An 18258-nucleotide genomic window follows, 5' to 3' on the forward strand; every position below is an offset into this window, starting at 1 on the left:
CTCGCGGCTCTAGGGGATCGATGACTGAGTATGGCCGGGGCCCAGGCTCCGAACCGTGGCATCCGGAGGACCCGTTGTTCGGGGACCTCGGATGGGAAGGACAGCAGCCCCAGGAGGGGCAGCAGTCCTCCTACGGCGGCCAGCCGCAGCACTATCCGGAACAGCCGCAGCAGCCGCAGTACGGCGACTGGGGTCACGGCCAGCAGGCGGATTACGGTCAGGCGCAGCAGCAGTACCAGGTCTACGACGAACAGGGCAACCCGCAGTACCCCGACCAGCAGCAGTGGGCGGACCATCAGCAGTACGCCGATCAGAGCCATCAGCAGTACGCCGGTCAGCAGCAGCAATACCAGCAGGGCGGCTGGGACGGCACCCACGCGCAGGGGCAGGTCCCGTACGCCGCGGACCCCGGCGACCCGTACGCGCTGCAGGCCGCCGCCTATGGCGAACAACAGCCTGATTTCTACGGCACGCCCGACGCGTTCCCGCCGCCGGAGCCGCCCGGCAAGCGCCGCACGGAACCCGAACCGGAGCAGACCGACTGGGACCCGGGCCCCGATCAGGGCGAACACGCGTTCTTCGCGGGTGGCGGCGACGACGATGACGAGGCCGACGACGACGAGCCGGAGGACGGGCGCGGACGCGGTGACCGCCGGGGCAAAGGCGGCAAGGGCAAGGGCGGCAAAGGCAAAGGCGGCAAGGAGAAGAAGCGCCGCAACGGCTGCGCCTGCCTGGTCGTCGTCATGGTGTTCGGCGGCGGCCTGGCCACGGTCACCTACTTCGGCTGGCAGTTCTACCAAAATCGTTTCGGCACGGCCCCCGACTACGCGGGCGACGGCACCGGTTCCGTGAGTGTCACCATCCCCAAAGGGGCGGGCGGCTACACCATCGGCCAGGAGCTGAAGAAACAGGGCGTCGTGAAGAGCGTCGACGCGTTCGTCGCCGCCCAGTCGCAGAATCCGGACGGGAAGAAGATCCAGGCGGGCGTCTTTCTGCTGAAGAAGGAAATGTCCGCCGCGGCCGCCGTCAAACTCATGCTCGACCCCGCGAGCCAGGACAACCTGATCGTCGCCCCGGGCTGGCGGGACTCCAAGGTCTACGACGCGATCGACAAGAAACTAGAGCTTTCCGCAGGTACCACCAAGGCCGTCGCGAAGAAGGAATACAAGAACCTCGGGCTGCCCAGCTGGGCGAACAGCAACAAGGACATCAAGGACCCGCTGGAGGGCTTCCTCTACCCGGGAACCTATGGCGCGGCAAAGGGCATGAAGCCCGAAGCGGTCCTCAAACAGCTGGTTGCCCAGGCCGTCGACAAATACAGCGCGATCGACCTTGAGGCGAAGGCCAAGGCGCTCAATCTGGAAAGCCCGCTGCAGGTCATCACGGTCGCGAGCCTCGTCCAGGCGGAGGGCAAGACGCACGAGGACTTCCGCAAGATGGCCGAAGTCGTCTACAACCGTCTCAAGACCACGAACACCGAGACAAACCGATACCTGCAATTCGACTCGACCTTCAATTATCTGAAGGGCCAGAGCAACATCCGTATCAGCGAGTCCGAGATCAACAGCAACAAGGACCCGTACAACACCTACACCCAAAAGGGCCTGCCGCCCGGTCCCATCGACAACCCCGGTGACGAGGCCCTGGCGGCGGCGCTGAATCCGACTCGCGACGGCTGGATCTACTTCGTGGCGACCGACGGCGAGAACAAGACCGAATTCGCCAAGACGTATGCCGAATTCCAGGCACTCAAGGACAAATTCAATGCCAGCTCGGGCAACTGACGCCCGCCGTGCCGCCGTGCTCGGTTCACCCATCGCCCACTCCCTCTCCCCGGTGCTGCATCGCGCGGCGTACGGGGAGTTGGGGCTCGACGGCTGGTCGTACGACCGCTTCGACGTCGACGAGGCGGGCCTGCCGGGCTTCTTCGAGGACCTGGGTCCGGAGTGGGCGGGCCTGTCGCTGACCATGCCGCTGAAGCGGGCGGTGATACCGCTGCTCGACGAGATCAGCGAGACGGCGGCGTCGGTGGACGCGGTCAACACGGTCGTGTTCACCGAGGACGGCCGGCGCGTCGGCGACAACACCGACATCCCCGGCATGGTCGCCGCCCTCCGCGAACACGGCATCGAACAGGTCGACTCGGCCGCGATCCTCGGCTCCGGCGCCACGGCCTCCTCCGCGCTCGCCGCCCTCTCCCGGATCTGCACCGGCGAGGTCGTCGCGTACGTCCGCAGCGAGGCCCGCGCCGCCGAGATGCGCCAATGGGGCGAGCGGCTCGACGTGGAGGTCCGCACGGCGGACTGGTCCGACGCGGCGGAGGGCCTGCGCGCCCCACTGGTCTTCGCCACCACCCCCGCCGGCACGACAGACACCCTCTCCTCCGCCGTACCCGAACGCCCCGCCACCCTCTTCGACGTCCTCTACGACCCCTGGCCCACCGACCTCGCGGCCCGCTGGTCCGGCTACGGCGGCGCGGTCGTCAGCGGTCTCGACCTGCTGGTGCACCAGGCGGTACTCCAGGTGGAACAGATGACGGGCTGTCGGCCGGCGCCGGTGAACGCGATGCGGAGGGCGGGGGAGAAGGCGCTGGCGGATCGCTGAGGTGGGTTTCGCGGGGTGGGTGAGAAGGCGGCGGCCGACTGCTGACCTCAGCTGGAAGGGCGGGCCGGCGGACCGTTGCCGCGGATGCGGCAATGCGGCGAGAGGCTGCGCCCGGCTGCCGACCCGGACCCCCTAGGGCATCCGGAAGCATTCCAGTCGGCGTTGCTCAACTCCCGGCCCAGCCCCCGTTACCGCAGTCGAAAAGCCCCCGACCCCTGCAAGGCACCCAAGCGCCCATCACCGCCCCCTGGCTTCACCCCACCCCCCGACAGCCCGGCGCGAAAACCCGCCCCCGCTCCAAGGCCCCGCGTCCGTTCCCTGGACCGCGGGCCAGGTGTATGCCCCGGACGTGGGAGGATCGGGGGCGGCGGGCCAGGGCCGCGCACCCGGTTTCGCCGTCGCCGTACGCGAGGACGCGCGTGCGCAGGGCAGTACCAGGGCGCGAGCATGAGGAGCACCGTTGAGCAGGTTGCGCTGGCTGACCGCGGGGGAGTCCCACGGCCCCGCACTCGTGGCGACGCTGGAGGGCCTTCCCGCCGGCGTGCCGATCACCACGGACATGGTGGCGGACCACCTGGCCCGGCGCCGGCTCGGCTATGGACGCGGTGCCCGCATGAAGTTCGAGCGTGACGAGGTCACCTTCCTCGGCGGTGTGCGGCACGGTCTCACCCTCGGTTCGCCGGTCGCCATCATGGTCGGCAACACCGAGTGGCCCAAGTGGGAGCAGGTCATGGCGGCCGATCCCATCGACCCGGAGATCCTGGCCGGGCTCGCCCGCAACGCCCCGCTGACCCGGCCGCGTCCCGGTCACGCCGACCTCGCCGGTATGCAGAAGTACGGCTTCGACGAGGCCCGCCCGATCCTGGAGCGCGCCTCCGCGCGGGAGACCGCGGCGCGGGTCGCGCTGGGCGCGGTAGCCCGGTCTTACCTCAAGGAGACGGCCGGGATCGAGATCGTCTCGCACGTCGTCGAGCTGGCCTCGGCGAAGGCTCCGCAGGGTGTCCTGCCCACGCCCGCCGATGTCGAGAGGCTGGACGCCGACCCCGTGCGCTGCCTGGACGCGGACGCGTCGAAGGCGATGGTCGCGGAGATCGACCAGGCCCACAAGGACGGTGACACCCTCGGCGGGGTCGTCGAGATCCTCGCCTACGGCGTTCCCGTGGGGCTGGGTTCGCACGTCCACTGGGACCGCAAGCTGGACGCCCGCCTCGCCGGTGCCCTCATGGGTATCCAGGCCATCAAGGGCGTCGAGATCGGCGACGGTTTCGAGCTTGCCCGTGTCCCCGGTTCGCAGGCGCACGACGAGATCGTGAGGACCGACGAGGGCATTCGGCGGGTCTCCGGGCGCTCCGGCGGTACCGAGGGCGGGCTGTCCACGGGTGAACTGCTGCGCGTGCGTGCCGCGATGAAGCCGATCGCGACCGTGCCGCGCGCCCTCCAGACCGTCGACGTGGTCACCGGTGAGGCCACCCAGGCCCACCACCAGCGCTCCGACGTCTCCGCGGTCCCCGCCGCGGGCATCGTCGCCGAGGCGATGGTCGCGCTGGTCCTCGCGGACGCCGTGGCCGAGAAGTTCGGCGGCGACTCGGTGCCCGAGACCCGCCGCAACGTCCGCTCGTACCTCGAGAACCTGGTGGTCCGGTGACCGCGACCCCGCTCGTCGTCCTGGTCGGTCCCATGGGCGTCGGCAAGTCCACCGTCGGGCAGCAGCTCGCCGAACGGCTCGGCGTCGTCTACCGGGACACCGACGACGACATCGTGGCCGCCGAGGGCCGCACGATCGCCGAGATCTTCGTCGACGAGGGCGAGCCGGTCTTCCGCGCGATCGAGAAGCGTGCCGTGCGGCAGGCACTCGCCGGGCACGAGGGCGTCCTCGCGCTCGGCGGCGGCTCGATCCTCGACGAGGACACGCGCGCGCTGCTCGCGACCCACCGCGTCGTCTACCTCTCCATGGACGTGGACGAAGCGGTCAAGCGCACCGGCCTCAACGCGGCCCGCCCGCTGCTCGCCATCAACCCGCGCAAGCAGTGGCGCGAACTGATGGAAGCCAGGCGCCACTTGTACGCCGAGGTCGCACAGGCCGTCGTACCGACCGACGGCCGCACCCCCGAGGACGTCACCCAAGCCGTCCTGGACGCACTGGAGTTGAAGGAAGCATGAGCGAGTCAGTGACGCGGATCCAGGTCGGCGGCACGGCGGGCAGCGACCCGTACGAGGTCCTGGTGGGCCGTCAACTCCTGGGCGAACTGGGCGGGTTGGTCGGTGACCGGGCCAAGCGGGTCGCCGTCATCCACCCCGAGGCGCTCGCCGAGACGGGTGACGCGCTGCGCGCCGACCTGGCCGGGCAGGGCTTCGAGGCCGTCGCCATCCAGGTGCCGAACGCGGAGGAGGCCAAGACCGCCGAGGTCGCCGCCTACTGCTGGAAGGCGCTGGGCCAGTCCGGCTTCACCCGCTCCGACGTCATCGTGGGCGTCGGCGGTGGCTCCACCACAGACCTGGCCGGATTCGTCGCCGCGACCTGGCTGCGCGGGGTCCGCTGGATCGCCGTACCGACGACCGTGCTCGCCATGGTCGACGCGGCGGTCGGCGGCAAGACCGGCATCAACACCGCCGAGGGCAAGAACCTGGTCGGCTCCTTCCACCCGCCGGCCGGTGTGCTCTGCGACCTCGCCGCGCTGGACTCCCTCCCGGTCAACGACTACGTCTCCGGGCTCGCCGAGATCATCAAGGCCGGCTTCATCGCCGACCCGGTGATCCTCGAACTCATCGAGTCCGACCCGGAGTCCGCCCGCACCCCGGCAGGACCGCACACCGCCGAGCTCATCGAACGCTCCATCAAGGTCAAGGCCGAGGTCGTCTCGGCCGACCTCAAGGAGTCGGGCCTGCGCGAGATCCTCAACTACGGCCACACCCTCGCGCACGCCATCGAGAAGAACGAGCGCTACAAGTGGCGGCACGGCGCCGCAGTCGCCGTAGGCATGCACTTCGCGGCCGAACTGGGCCGTCTCGCGGGCCGGTTGGACGACGCGACGGCCGACCGTCACCGCACGGTCCTCGAATCGGTCGGGCTCCCGCTCAGCTACCGCTACGACCAGTGGCCCAAGCTCCTGGAGACCATGAGGGTCGACAAGAAGTCCCGCGGCGACCTGCTCCGCTTCATCGTCCTCGACGGCCTCGCCAAGCCGACGGTCCTGGAGGGCCCCGACCCGGCCGTCCTGCTCGCCGCGTACGGCGAAGTGGGCGAGTAAGTCCCGCCCAAGACCCATCCACCCGATTTGCCTTACGGGGATGGGCACTTGGGCCCCTCCCCGGCCGTTCACCAAATGGCGGCCGGGGAAGGTACCGTTCGGTAGGGAGCGGGGTTTCGGGCCCGCTGCCAGCGCCAATTGCCTTGTACGAGACGGAGTGGCACCGGATGCAGCACGCAGTGGGGTCTCCGCTGCCGCCGCCCCACCAGCCGGGGCAGGGACCGACCGCCGGTTGGTCCCCGGCCGGACAGCACTCGGGCGGCCCGCACCACCCGGGCCCGGCACCCGTTCCACCCCCGCCACCGGCCCCGGGCTTCGCCCCCACCCCACCGGCCCCGCACACGCTCCCGCGCCGCGCACCGGACACCACCGGCCACGTCCAGCTCCCGCCGGGCGGCCCCGTGCCCATGCCCAGCGCCCCGCCCGCCACGGCGGCTCCCGACCCGACGTCCACGACCCTCGCGGTGCTGCTCATCGGCCCCGCCGGCGCGGGCAAGACGAGCGTCGCCAAGTACTGGGCGGACCATCGCCGGGTCCCCACGGCCCACATCAGCCTCGACGACGTCCGCGAATGGGTCCGCTCGGGCTTCGCCGACCCGCAGTCCGGCTGGAACGACCACTCCGAGGCGCAGTACCGCCTGGCCCGCCGCACCTGCGGCTTCGCCGCCCGCAACTTCCTCGCCAACGGCATCTCCTGCATCCTCGACGACGCTGTCTTCCCCGACCGCCCGGTCGTGGGCCTCGGCGGCTGGAAACGCCACGTCGGCCCCGGCCTCCTCCCGGTCGTCCTCCTCCCGGGCCTGGAGATCGTCCTGGAACGCAACGCCGAACGCTCCGGCAACCGCCGCCTCACCGACGAGGAGGTCGCCCGCATCCACGGCCGCATGGCCGGCTGGTACGGCTCGGGCCTCCCGATCATCGACAACTCCCAGATGGACGTACAGCAGACGGCCCAAGTGCTGAACGACGTCCTGGCACGATCAATAGCAAGCCCCCCGAGCTGGTAATCACCGGGAAGCCGTCCCACCCAGGGGCGCGGGGAACTGCGCGCTCAGCCCCCACGCAGCCGCTCCCGAAACTCATCCCGAGTCCCCCGAACGGCACCCTCCCAACCAGCACAATCCAGCCACCGCTCCTACGCTCATCTCATGTCAGAGGTCTACGCAGCCCGCCGAGCAAGGCTCAGGGAACGAGCCCAGGCCGGCGGCAGCCAATCCGCGCTGGTCACCAAGCCGGCGAACGTGCACTACTTGGCCGGCCCAGTCCCGCAGGGCACCGTCCTGCTCCTGGGCAAGCGCGAAGACCTCCTGGTCTGCACCGGCCCACCGGAAGAGCGCCCCGCAGAAGGCCGCCCCGACGAGGCCCTCCGCATCCACGCACTCTCCACCCCGGGCGGCGACCCCGCCGTAGCCGCCGCAGACCTCGCGACGGCGCACGGCGCGGAATCCATGGCCGTAGAGGAACACCACCTCACCGTGACCCGCCACCGAGCCCTCCGCTCGGTCGCGCCGACGCTGCGCCTCACCGACATCGGCGGCGCGGTCGAGCAGCTGCGGGTCGTCAAGGACGAGGCGGAGATCTCCTGTCTGAGAATCGGCGCCGAGATCGCCGACCAGGCCCTCGGAGAGCTGCTGGAGTCGATCCTCGTCGGCCGCACCGAACGCCATCTCGCCCTCGAACTGGAGCGACGGCTCGTCGACCACGGCGCGGACGGCCCGGCCTTCGCCACCTCCGTCGCCACCGGTCCGCACTCGGGGAAACGCGGCCACCGGCCGACCGATCGCCGGGTCGAGGAAGGAGATTTCCTTTCTGTCTGCCTCGGCGCCACCTATCGCGGATACCGCTGCGAGATCGGCCGTACGTTCGTCATCGGCACCTCTCCCGCGGACTGGCAGATCGAGCTCTACGACCTCGTCTTCGCCGCCCAGCGCGCCGCACGGGAGTCTCTGGCCCCCGGTGCCGCCTACCGCGATGTGGACCGCGCGGCCCGCCAGGTACTGGACTCCGCAGGGCATTCCGAGGGCCTCGCGGCCCTCACCGGGCACGGTGTCGGGCTCGAAATCGACGAGGAGCCGCAGTTGGCCCCCGCGGCCATGGGTAAACTGGACGCTTGCGTGCCGGTCACCGTCGAACCGGGGGTTCACCTCCCGGGCCGGGGCGGTGTCCGGATCGATGACACGCTCGTCGTACGCCCTGAGGCGGACGGCGGACCCGAGCTACTCACCATCACGACCAAGGAGCTGCTCGCGCTCTAGCTTTCCGAGCTGTGCGCGTGCCCCGGGGTCGTCCACGTCAGTCCAGGAGATTCCGCAACCGTGGCTTCCACGAACGACCTCAAGAACGGCCTGGTGCTCAAGCTCGACGGGGGCCAGCTCTGGTCCGTCGTCGAGTTCCAGCACGTCAAGCCCGGCAAGGGCCCTGCCTTCGTGCGCACCAAGCTCAAGAACGTGCTCTCCGGCAAGGTCGTCGACAAGACGTTCAACGCCGGCGTCAAGGTCGAGACGGCCACTGTCGACAAGCGCGACATGCAGTTCTCGTACATGGACGGCGAGTACTTCGTCTTCATGGACATGGAGACCTACGACCAGCTCATGGTCGACCGCAAGGCCGTCGGCGACGCCGCCAACTTCCTGATCGAGGGCTTCACCGCCACGGTCGCCCAGCACGAGGGCGAGGTGCTCTTCGTCGAGCTGCCGGCCGCCGTCGAGCTGGTCATCCAGGAGACCGAGCCCGGCGTCCAGGGCGACCGCTCCACCGGTGGCACCAAGCCCGCCACCCTGGAGACCGGCTACCAGATCCAGGTCCCGCTCTTCATCACCACCGGTGAGAAGATCAAGGTCGACACCCGCTCGAGCGACTACCTCGGCCGGGTGAACAGCTAACCGTGGCTGCCCGCAATACGGCCCGCAAGCGCGCCTTCCAGATCCTCTTCGAGGGCGACCAGCGCGGAGTCGGCGTCACCACGGTCCTCGCGGACTGGATCCGGCTCTCCCGGGACGACACCCGGCAGCCGCCGGTCAGCGAGTACACGATGGAGCTGGTCGAGGGGTACGCGCAGCACGCGCGCCGCATCGACGAGCTCATCGCGCAGTACTCGGTCGGCTGGACGCTCGACCGCATGCCCGTGGTGGACCGCAACATCCTGCGCCTCGGCGCCTACGAGCTGATCTGGGCCGACGAGACCCCGGACGCGGTCGTCCTCGACGAGATGGTGCAGCTGGCCAAGGAGTTCTCGACGGACGAGTCGCCCTCGTTCGTCAATGGCCTGCTGGGCCGTTTCAAGGACCTGAAGCCCTCGCTGCGCCGCGACGAGGCGTAAGCAGTACGAGAGCAGTACGGGCACAAGCCGTACGAGAGCAGTACGAGAGTCGGTCCGGAGCAGGACGAGAGTCCGTCCGGAAAACGCCGGAGGGCCCGCAGCGCGACCGCTGCGGGCCCTCCGGCGTTCCCGTACGCATGAGGCCCCTGAGGCCCGCAGAAAGCCGCCGGGGGGGGGGGGGCCGGGGGGGGGGGGGCCCCCCCCCCCCCCCGGGGGGGGGGGGGGGGGCCCCCCCCCCCCCCCCCCCCCCCCGGGGGGGGGGGCGGCGGCCCCCCCCCCCCCCCCCCCGGGCGCCACGTTTCTGCTCAGGCGTGGAGCGGCTCGGGCGGAGCTGCTCAGTTCTCCTCGTGGGAGACCGCGCGACGCGCGTCCGCGTCCAGCACGCCCCAGCTGATCAGTTGCTCGGTGAGGACCGAGGGGGACTGGTCGTAGATGACGGCGAGTGTGCGCAGGTCGTCCTGGCGGATCGAGAGCACCTTGCCGTTGTAGTCGCCGCGCTGGGACTGGATCGTCGCCGCGTAGCGCTGCAGCGGGCCGGCCTTCTCGGCGGGCACGTGGGCCAGCCGCTCCAGGTCGAGGACCAGCTTCGGCGGCGGCTCGGCGGCCCCGCCCGGCGTGGTGCCCGGCAGCAGCTCCTGCACCGGAACCCCGTAGAAGTCCGCCAGCTCGGCGAGGCGCTGCACGGTCACGGCACGGTCGCCGCGCTCGTACGACCCGACCACGACCGCCTTCCAGCGTCCCTGTGACTTCTCCTCGACACCGTGGAGGGAAAGGCCCTGCTGGGTGCGGATGGCCCGGAGCTTGGCCCCGAGCTGTTTGGCGTATTCGCTGGACATATAGCTCCCGGACACTGTGTCGACGCGGTTGCAGTGTTTCCGCCCCGCGCGGCTGGTAACTCACTGTGAGGTTACGCAGCGTTACGCTCCCGCGTCAAGCCGAATGGTCCGCACCGGCTCTTCCGTGGTAGCGCTGTCCGATTACGCCATAGGGGTGATCTGGGGTGTCGCCCGGGCCTGCTAACGTGGATGGCGCAAATCCGACGTCCTTTAAGGTCCGTCCCGTGAGGCGGAGAAGGAGGTCCGTTTCTTATGGACACCCAGCAGCAGTACGACTCCGATGCCCGGCCCGTTCTTGAGGCCCCGGACATCGCGCGGGTCCTGACCCGCATCGCCCACGAGATCGTCGAGCGCGCCAAGGGCGCCGACGACGTGGTGCTCCTCGGCATCCCGACCCGCGGCGTCTTCCTCGCCCAGCGGCTCGCCGTCAAACTGGAGGAGATCACCGACCGCAAGATCCCGGTCGGCTCCCTCGACATCACGATGTACCGCGACGACCTGCGCATGCACCCGCCGCGCGCGCTGGCCCGCACCGACATCCCCGGTGACGGCATCGACGGCCGCCTGGTCGTCCTCGTCGACGACGTGCTCTTCTCCGGCCGCACCATCCGCGCCGCCCTCGACGCCCTGAACGACATCGGGCGCCCGCGCGCGGTGCAGCTCGCGGTCCTGGTCGACAGAGGCCACCGCGAACTGCCCATCCGCGCCGACTACGTCGGCAAGAACCTCCCCACGTCGCTGCGGGAGACGGTCAAGGTCCAGCTCGCCGAGGAGGACGGTCGCGACACCGTGCTGCTCGGCGCCAAGCAGACCCCGTAGCGGGCCGAGGGGCGTACGCCGGTTCGGTGTGCCCCCGTCTGCCCGGAATCTGCCTCTTTCGCGAACTGCCTTACGGAGCCTGACAGATGCAGCGTCATCTCATCTCGGCCGCCGACCTCTCCCGCGACGACGCCGTCCTGATCCTCGACACCGCCGAGGAGATGGCCCGGGTCGCCGACCGGCCGATCAAGAAACTGCCGACCCTGCGCGGCCGTACCGTGGTCAACCTCTTCTTCGAGGACTCCACGCGCACGCGTATCTCCTTCGAAGCCGCCGAGAAGCGCCTCTCCGCCGACGTCATCAACTTCACCGCCAAGGGGTCGAGCGTCTCCAAGGGCGAGTCCCTGAAGGACACCGCCCAGACCCTCGAAGCCATGGGCGTCGATGCCGTGGTCATCCGGCACGGCGCCTCCGGAGCGCCGTACCGGCTCGCCACCTCCGGGTGGATCGACGCGGCCGTCATCAACGCCGGGGACGGCACCCACCAGCACCCGACGCAGGCCCTGCTCGACGCGTTCACCATGCGCCGCCGGCTGGTCGGCCGGGACGCCGGGCTCGGGCGGGACCTGGCCGGCAAGCGCATCACGCTCGTCGGCGACATCCTGCACAGCCGCGTCGCCCGCTCGAACGTCGACCTGCTGCACACCCTCGGCGCCGAGGTCACCCTGGTCGCCCCGCCCACCCTGGTGCCGGTCGGCGTCGAGGCCTGGCCCTGCGAGGTGTCGTACGACCTCGACAGCACGCTCTCCAAGTCCGACGCGGTGATGCTGCTGCGCGTGCAGCGCGAGCGCATGAACGCGGCGTTCTTCCCGACCGAGCGCGAGTACTCGCGGCGCTACGGCCTCGACGGCGACCGGATGGCGAAGATGCCCGAGCACGCGATCGTGATGCACCCGGGGCCGATGGTCCGGGGCATGGAGATCACCGCCGAGGTCGCCGACTCGGACCGCTGCACCGTCGTCGAGCAGGTCGCAAACGGAGTCTCCATCCGGATGGCCGTGCTCTATCTGCTTCTGGGCGGCAACGAACCCGCCGTCAGCCACGCCCGTATCGAGGAGAAGTAAGTCACATGAGCAAGATCCTGATCCGTGGTGCGAAGGTCCTCGGCGGCGAGCCGCAGGACGTACTGATCGACGGGGACACCATCTCCGAGGTGGGCGTCGGGCTCGGCGCCGAGGGTGCCGAGGTCGTCGAGGCCGGCGGGAAGACCCTCCTCCCTGGTCTCGTCGACCTGCACACCCACCTCCGCGAGCCCGGCCGCGAGGACTCCGAGACCGTCCTGACCGGTACCCGTGCCGCCGCGAGCGGCGGCTACACGGCCGTGTTCGCCATGGCCAACACCTTCCCCGTCGCCGACACCGCCGGTGTCGTCGAGCAGGTCTACCGGCTCGGCCAGGAGCACGGCTACTGCGATGTGCAGCCCATCGGCGCCGTCACGGTCGGCCTGGAGGGCAAGAAGCTCGCCGAGCTGGGCGCCATGCACGAGTCGGCGGCCGGGGTCACCGTCTTCTCCGACGACGGCAAGTGCGTCGACGACGCGGTGATCATGCGCCGCGCCCTGGAGTACGTGAAGGCCTTCGGCGGAGTCGTCGCCCAGCACGCCCAGGAGCCCCGGCTCACCGAGGGCGCCCAGATGAACGAGGGCGTCGTCTCGGCCGAACTCGGGCTCGGGGGCTGGCCGGCGGTGGCCGAAGAATCGATCATCGCCCGGGATGTCCTGCTCGCCGAGCACGTCGGCTCCCGCGTCCACATCTGCCACCTCTCGACCGCCGGGTCCGTCGAGATCGTCCGCTGGGCCAAGTCCCGGGGCATCGACGTGACCGCCGAGGTCACCCCGCACCACCTCCTCCTCACGGATGAGCTGGCGCGCTCCTACAACCCGGTCTTCAAGGTCAACCCGCCGCTGCGCACCGAGCGCGATGTGCTGGCCCTGCGCGAGGCCCTCGCCGACGGCACGATCGACATCGTCGCCACCGACCACGCCCCGCACCCGCACGAGGACAAGGACTGCGAGTGGGCCGCCGCCGCCATGGGGATGGTCGGCCTGGAGACCGCGTTGTCAGTGGTGCAGGAGACCATGGTGGACACCGGGCTCCTCACCTGGGCCGGGGTCGCCGAGCGCATGTCCGTCAAGCCCGCCGAGATCGGGCGGGCGGTGGGGCACGGCCGTCCCGTCTCGGCTGGTGAGCCCGCCAACCTCACGCTCGTCGACACGGAATACCGTGGGCCGGTGGACCCCGCGGGCTTCGCTTCGCGCAGTCGCAACACCCCGTACGAGGGGCGTGAGCTGCCGGGCCGTGTGACGCACACCTGGCTCCGGGGCAATGCCACGCTCGTCGACGGGAAGCTCACGTGACACCTCTGCAACTGACCCACCTCGCGGCCGGGGAGAAGTCCGCCCCGGTGACCGACTGGGCGGCCCGTATCGGCTGGCTCGTCGGCCTCGCGCTGTTCATCGCGCTCGTCTACTGGCTGATGCGCGAGGGCTGGAAGTGGCGCGGCACCCTCCAGGGAGACCTGCCCGAACTGCCCACGTCGCCGGAAGAGGTGGGTGAGGCGAAACTGGCTGTGTTGTCGATGAGTGGCCGCTACCACGGCTCCACCACCGCCGGGCAGTGGCTCGACCGCATCGTGGCGCAGGGCCTGGGCACCCGCAGCCGGGTCGAACTGACCCTGACGGAGGCCGGCCTGGATGTCGTACGACCGGGAGCCACCGACTTCTTCATCCCGGCAGGGGCGCTGCGTGAGGCCCTGCTCGGCAAGGGCATCGCCGGGAAGGTCCTCAGCGAGGGCGGCCTGCTGATCGTGACGTGGGCACACGGCGACCGGCTGATCGACTCCGGGTTCCGCTCGGACCACGCGGCCGAGCACACGGAGTGGGTCGACACCCTGAACAGCATGATCAACAAGAGTCTCGAGACGACCGACACGGAAGGCGCACGATGACCACCTCCATCCAGGGAGCGGCCTCGAAGAGGCAAAAGGCAGTTCCCGCCGTACTCGTCCTGGAGGACGGCCGGATCTTCCGCGGCCGTGCCTACGGGTCCGTGGGGGTGACCTTCGGCGAGGCCGTGTTCTCCACCGGCATGACCGGCTACCAGGAGACCCTCACCGACCCGTCGTACCACCGCCAGGTCGTCGTGATGACCGCCCCGCACATCGGCAACACCGGGGTCAACGACGAGGACCCCGAGTCGGCCCGCATCTGGGTCGCCGGTTACGTGGTGCGCGACCCCGCGCGCGTGCCGTCCAACTGGCGCTCCCGCCGCTCCCTCGACGAGGAACTGCGCAACCAGGGTGTCGTCGGGATCTCCGGCATCGACACGCGCGCGTTGACCCGTCATCTGCGCGAGCGCGGCGCGATGCGCGTCGGCATCTTCTCCGGCGCCACGCTGCCCGACGAGGACACCATGCTCGCCGAGGTGCGCGAGGCCCCCGAGATGACGGGCGCCAACCTGTCGGCGGAGGTCGCCACCAAGGAGACGTACGTCGTCCCCGCGATCGGTGAGAAGAAGTACACCGTCGCCGCCGTCGACCTCGGCATCAAGGGCATGACCCCGCACCGCATGGCCGAGCGCGGCATCGAGGTGCACGTGCTCCCGGCCACCGCGACCGTCGAGGACGTGTACGCCGTCCGGCCCGACGGCGTGTTCTTCTCCAACGGCCCGGGCGACCCGGCCACCGCCGACCACCCGGTCGCCGTCATGCAGGCCGTCCTGGAGCGCGGCACCCCGCTCTTCGGCATCTGCTTCGGCAACCAGATCCTCGGCCGCGCGCTCGGCTTCGGCACGTACAAGCTGAAGTACGGCCACCGGGGCATCAACCAGCCCGTGCAGGACCGCACGACCGGCAAGGTCGAGGTCACCGCGCACAACCACGGCTTCGCCGTGGACGCGCCCCTCGACAAGGTCTCCGAGACCCCCTACGGCCGCGCCGAGGTCTCCCACGTCTGCCTGAACGACCAGGTGGTCGAGGGGCTGCGGCTGCTCGACCGGCCGGCCTTCAGCGTCCAGTACCACCCCGAAGCGGCAGCCGGCCCGCACGACGCCGCCTACCTGTTCGACCGCTTCACATCTCTCATGGAGGGCCAGCGTGCCTAAGCGCTCCGATATCCAGTCCGTCCTGGTCATCGGCTCCGGCCCGATCGTCATCGGCCAGGCCGCCGAGTTCGACTACTCCGGCACCCAGGCCTGCCGCATCCTGCGCGCCGAGGGCATCCGCGTCATCCTGGTCAACTCCAACCCGGCGACGATCATGACCGACCCGGAGATCGCCGACGCCACCTACGTCGAGCCGATCACCCCGGACTTCGTCGAGAAGATCATCGCCAAGGAGCGGCCGGACGCCCTGCTGCCCACCCTGGGTGGACAGACGGCGCTCAACACCGCGATCTCGCTGCACGCGGCCGGGACCCTGGAGAAGTACGGCGTCGAGCTGATCGGCGCCAACGTCGAGGCCATCAACAAGGGCGAGGACCGCAACCTCTTCAAAGAAGTCGTCGAGGCCGTACGCCAGAAGATCGGGCACGGCGAGTCCGCCCGCTCGGTCATCTGCCACTCCATGGACGACGTGATCGCGGGCGTCGACACGCTCGGCGGCTATCCGGTCGTCGTCCGCCCCTCCTTCACCATGGGCGGCGCGGGCTCCGGCTTCGCGCACGACGAGGAGGAGCTGCGCCGCATCGCGGGCCAGGGCCTGACCCTCTCGCCGACCACCGAGGTCCTCCTTGAGGAGTCCATCCTCGGCTGGAAGGAGTACGAGCTGGAACTGATGCGCGACAAGAACGACAACGTCGTGGTCGTCTGCTCCATCGAGAACTTCGACCCCATGGGCGTGCACACCGGCGACTCGATCACCGTCGCCCCGGCGATGACGCTGACCGACCGCGAGTACCAGAACCTGCGGGACGTCGGCATCGCGATCATCCGCGAGGTCGGCGTCGACACCGGCGGCTGCAACATCCAGTTCGCGATCGACCCGGTCGACGGCCGGGTGATCGTCATCGAGATGAACCCGCGCGTGTCCCGTTCCTCGGCTCTCGCCTCCAAGGCGACCGGCTTCCCGATCGCCAAGATCGCCGCGAAGCTGGCCGTCGGCTACACCCTCGACGAGATCCCGAACGACATCACGCGCGAGACCCCGGCCTCCTTCGAGCCGACCCTCGACTACGTCGTCGTGAAGGCCCCGCGTTTCGCCTTCGAGAAGTTCCCGTCAGCGGACTCGACGCTGACGACCACCATGAAGTCGGTCGGCGAGGCCATGGCCATCGGCCGCAACTTCACCGAGGCCTTCCAGAAGGCGCTGCGCTCCCTGGAGAAGAAGGGCAGCCAGTTCACCTTCGTCGGCGAGCCCGGCGACAAGACCCGGCTCCTCGAAGAGGCCGTACGGCCCACCGACGGCCGGATCAACACCGTCATGCAGGCCATCCGCGCGGGCGCCACCCAGGAGGAGGTCTTCGCGTACACGAGGATCGACCCCTGGTTCGTCGACCAGCTCTTCCTCATCCACGAGACCGCCGACGAGCTGGCCGCCGCCGACAAGCTCGACCCCGAACTGCTCGCCGAGGCCAAGCGGCACGGCTTCTCCGACCAGCAGATCGGCGAGATCCGCGGCCTGCGCGAGGACGTCGTCCGCGAGGTCCGGCACGCGCTGGGCATCCGCCCGGTCTACAAGACGGTCGACACCTGCGCCGCCGAGTTCGCCGCGAAGACGCCGTACTTCTACTCGTCCTACGATGAGGAGAACGAGGTCGCCCCGCGCGAGAAGCCCGCGGTCATCATCCTGGGGTCGGGCCCCAACCGTATCGGCCAGGGCATCGAGTTCGACTACTCCTGCGTCCACGCCTCCTTCGCGCTCAGCGACGCGGGCTACGAGACCGTGATGGTCAACTGCAACCCCGAGACCGTCTCCACGGACTACGACACCTCCGACCGCCTGTACTTCGAGCCGCTCACGCTCGAGGACGTGCTGGAGATCGTCCACGCGGAGCAGCAGGCGGGCCCGGTCGCGGGCGTGATCGTGCAGCTCGGCGGCCAGACCCCGCTCGGTCTCGCCCAGGCACTCAAGGACAACGGCGTCCCGATCGTCGGCACGCCCCCCGAGGCGATCCACGCCGCCGAGGACCGCGGCGCCTTCGGCCAGGTCCTCGCGGAGGCGGGCCTGCCCGCCCCCAAGCACGGCACGGCGACCACCTTCGTGGGCGCCAAGGCCATCGCCGACGAGATCGGCTACCCGGTCCTCGTCCGCCCCTCGTACGTCCTCGGCGGACGCGGCATGGAGATCGTCTACGACGAGACCCGCCTGGAGTCGTACATCGCCGAGTCCACGGAGATCAGCCCCTCGCGGCCGGTCCTGGTCGACCGCTTCCTGGACGACGCGATCGAGATCGACGTGGACGCGCTCTACGACGGCCAGGAGCTGTATCTCGGCGGTGTCATGGAGCACATCGAGGAGGCCGGCATCCACTCCGGGGACTCGGCGTGCGCCCTGCCGCCGATCACCCTGGGCGGCTTCGACATCAAGCGCCTGCGGGCTTCAACGGAGGCCATCGCCAAGGGCGTCGGCGTCCGCGGACTGATCAACATCCAGTTCGCGATGGCCGGCGACATCCTCTACGTCCTGGAGGCCAACCCGCGCGCGTCCCGCACGGTCCCCTTCACCTCGAAGGCGACCGCGGTACCGCTCGCCAAGGCCGCCGCCCGCATCTCGCTCGGCGCGACCGTCGCAGAACTGCGCGCCGAGGGGCTGCTCCCGGCCCACGGCGACGGCGGTGAACTCCCGCTGGACGCACCGATCTCCGTCAAGGAGGCCGTCATGCCGTGGTCGCGCTTCCGCGACATCCACGGGCGTGGCGTCGACACGGTCCTCGGCCCGGAGATGCGCTCCACCGGCGAGGTCATGGGCATCGACTCCGTCTTCGGCACGGCGTACGCCAAGTCCCAGGCGGGCGCCTACGGCCCGCTGCCCACCAAGGGCCGCGCGTTCATCTCGGTCGCCAACCGCGACAAGCGCTCGATGATCTTCCCGGCCCGCGAACTGGTCGCCCACGGCTTCGAGTTGCTCGCCACCTCCGGCACCGCCGAGGTCCTCAGGCGCAACGGCCTGAACGCCACGGTCGTCCGCAAGCAGTCCGAGGGCGTCGGCCCGAACGGCGAGAAGACCATCGTCCAGCTCATCCACGACGGCGAAGTCGACCTCATCGTCAACACCCCGTACGGCACCGGAGGCCGCCTCGACGGCTACGAGATCCGTACGGCGGCCGTGGCCCGGTCGGTCCCGTGCCTGACGACGGTCCAGGCGCTCGCCGCCGCCGTCCAGGGCATCGACGCCCTCAACCACGGTGACGTGGGCGTGCGTTCGCTTCAAGAACACGCAGAACACCTGACCGCGGCCCGCGACTAGCGCTGAAGAGGGGGACACCGGAAACGGTGTC

16 protein-coding genes are annotated in these 18258 nt (G+C 70.1%); 15 read left to right on the forward strand and 1 reads right to left on the reverse strand.

The genetic code is table 11. The features are described from left to right. The first annotated feature begins 20 nt into the window (after positions 1–20). From mltG to nusB, 9 genes are all read left to right on the forward strand, one after another. Positions 21–1784: an endolytic transglycosylase MltG gene (gene mltG / locus ACIRRY_RS42620; protein WP_403984175.1), complete on the forward strand. Its 1764-nt coding sequence runs from the start codon at positions 21–23 to the stop codon at positions 1782–1784. Then, positions 1765–2604: a shikimate dehydrogenase gene (locus tag ACIRRY_RS42625; protein WP_403984177.1), complete on the forward strand. Its 840-nt coding sequence runs from the start codon at positions 1765–1767 to the stop codon at positions 2602–2604. Before mltG ends, ACIRRY_RS42625 begins: the two co-directional genes overlap by 20 nt. A 460-nt stretch (positions 2605–3064) precedes the next feature. Beyond that, a complete protein-coding gene (gene aroC, locus ACIRRY_RS42630; protein WP_403984179.1) occupies positions 3065–4249 on the forward strand; it encodes a chorismate synthase in 1185 nt (394 codons plus the stop codon). Further along, on the forward strand, positions 4246–4764 hold the full coding sequence (locus ACIRRY_RS42635) for a shikimate kinase (protein WP_403984181.1): 519 nt from the start codon (positions 4246–4248) through the stop codon (positions 4762–4764). Before aroC ends, ACIRRY_RS42635 begins: the two co-directional genes overlap by 4 nt. Next, entirely contained in the window at positions 4761–5852 is a 1092-nt protein-coding gene (gene aroB, locus ACIRRY_RS42640; protein WP_403984183.1) for a 3-dehydroquinate synthase, read from the forward strand. Before ACIRRY_RS42635 ends, aroB begins: the two co-directional genes overlap by 4 nt. A 167-nt stretch (positions 5853–6019) precedes the next feature. Beyond that, entirely contained in the window at positions 6020–6859 is an 840-nt protein-coding gene (locus tag ACIRRY_RS42645) for a Pro-rich N-terminal domain-containing protein (RefSeq protein ID WP_403984185.1), read from the forward strand. Between the two features lie 141 nt (positions 6860–7000). Beyond that, positions 7001–8107 (forward strand): aminopeptidase P family protein, encoded by a 1107-nt coding sequence (locus ACIRRY_RS42650; protein WP_403984187.1) that lies wholly within the window; start codon positions 7001–7003, stop codon positions 8105–8107. A 60-nt stretch (positions 8108–8167) separates the two neighbouring features. After that, positions 8168–8734 (forward strand): elongation factor P, encoded by a 567-nt coding sequence (gene efp, locus ACIRRY_RS42655; RefSeq protein ID WP_019059745.1) that lies wholly within the window; start codon positions 8168–8170, stop codon positions 8732–8734. Between the two features lie 2 nt (positions 8735–8736). Further along, positions 8737–9171, forward strand: coding sequence for a transcription antitermination factor NusB (gene nusB / locus ACIRRY_RS42660; protein ID WP_043683949.1), 435 nt, complete (start codon positions 8737–8739; stop codon positions 9169–9171). A gap of 335 nt (positions 9172–9506) precedes the next feature. Here the strand turns inward: nusB and bldD are convergent, their stop codons facing one another. Next, a complete protein-coding gene (bldD, locus tag ACIRRY_RS42665) occupies positions 9507–10007 on the reverse strand; it encodes a transcriptional regulator BldD (protein ID WP_019059743.1) in 501 nt (166 codons plus the stop codon). A gap of 252 nt (positions 10008–10259) precedes the next feature. Here bldD and pyrR point away from each other — a divergent pair, with 252 nt between their 5' ends. The 6 genes from pyrR (at position 10260) to carB (ending at position 18227) form a co-directional block, all read left to right on the forward strand. Continuing rightward, positions 10260–10826 (forward strand): bifunctional pyr operon transcriptional regulator/uracil phosphoribosyltransferase PyrR, encoded by a 567-nt coding sequence (pyrR, locus tag ACIRRY_RS42670; protein ID WP_200685902.1) that lies wholly within the window; start codon positions 10260–10262, stop codon positions 10824–10826. Between the two features lie 86 nt (positions 10827–10912). Next, a complete protein-coding gene (locus ACIRRY_RS42675) occupies positions 10913–11890 on the forward strand; it encodes an aspartate carbamoyltransferase catalytic subunit (protein ID WP_403984189.1) in 978 nt (325 codons plus the stop codon). Positions 11891–11895: 5 nt separating this feature from the next. Continuing rightward, positions 11896–13182, forward strand: a complete 1287-nt coding sequence (locus ACIRRY_RS42680; RefSeq protein ID WP_403984191.1) for a dihydroorotase — start codon at positions 11896–11898, stop codon at positions 13180–13182. Continuing rightward, positions 13179–13772: a hypothetical protein gene (locus ACIRRY_RS42685; RefSeq protein ID WP_403984193.1), complete on the forward strand. Its 594-nt coding sequence runs from the start codon at positions 13179–13181 to the stop codon at positions 13770–13772. The genes ACIRRY_RS42680 and ACIRRY_RS42685 overlap by 4 nt, the downstream gene beginning before the upstream one ends. Further along, positions 13769–14926, forward strand: a complete 1158-nt coding sequence (gene carA, locus ACIRRY_RS42690) for a glutamine-hydrolyzing carbamoyl-phosphate synthase small subunit (protein ID WP_403984195.1) — start codon at positions 13769–13771, stop codon at positions 14924–14926. Before ACIRRY_RS42685 ends, carA begins: the two co-directional genes overlap by 4 nt. Further along, positions 14919–18227 (forward strand): carbamoyl-phosphate synthase large subunit, encoded by a 3309-nt coding sequence (carB, locus tag ACIRRY_RS42695; protein WP_403984197.1) that lies wholly within the window; start codon positions 14919–14921, stop codon positions 18225–18227. The genes carA and carB overlap by 8 nt, the downstream gene beginning before the upstream one ends. Positions 18228–18258: the final 31 nt, after the last annotated feature.

Origin of the sequence: Streptomyces sp. NPDC101776 (genome assembly GCF_044766845.1) — a bacterium.
Classification (GTDB): Bacteria; Actinomycetota; Actinomycetes; order Streptomycetales; family Streptomycetaceae; genus Streptomyces.

Excerpts from the sequence above, each read along its gene's own strand:
- ACIRRY_RS42645 (WP_403984185.1), top strand. The coding sequence starts at position 6,020 with ATGCAGCACGCAGTGGGGTCTCCGCTGCCGCCGCCCCACCAGCCGGGG.
- ACIRRY_RS42650 (WP_403984187.1), top strand. The coding sequence starts at position 7,001 with ATGTCAGAGGTCTACGCAGCCCGCCGAGCAAGGCTCAGGGAACGAGCC.
- ACIRRY_RS42625 (WP_403984177.1), top strand. The coding sequence starts at position 1,765 with ATGCCAGCTCGGGCAACTGACGCCCGCCGTGCCGCCGTGCTCGGTTCA.
- pyrR (WP_200685902.1), top strand. The coding sequence starts at position 10,260 with ATGGACACCCAGCAGCAGTACGACTCCGATGCCCGGCCCGTTCTTGAG.
- bldD (WP_019059743.1), bottom strand. The coding sequence starts at position 10,007 with ATGTCCAGCGAATACGCCAAACAGCTCGGGGCCAAGCTCCGGGCCATC.
- aroB (WP_403984183.1), top strand. The coding sequence starts at position 4,761 with ATGAGCGAGTCAGTGACGCGGATCCAGGTCGGCGGCACGGCGGGCAGC.
- ACIRRY_RS42680 (WP_403984191.1), top strand. The coding sequence starts at position 11,896 with ATGAGCAAGATCCTGATCCGTGGTGCGAAGGTCCTCGGCGGCGAGCCG.
- ACIRRY_RS42675 (WP_403984189.1), top strand. The coding sequence starts at position 10,913 with ATGCAGCGTCATCTCATCTCGGCCGCCGACCTCTCCCGCGACGACGCC.
- mltG (WP_403984175.1), top strand. The coding sequence starts at position 21 with ATGACTGAGTATGGCCGGGGCCCAGGCTCCGAACCGTGGCATCCGGAG.
- carA (WP_403984195.1), top strand. The coding sequence starts at position 13,769 with ATGACCACCTCCATCCAGGGAGCGGCCTCGAAGAGGCAAAAGGCAGTT.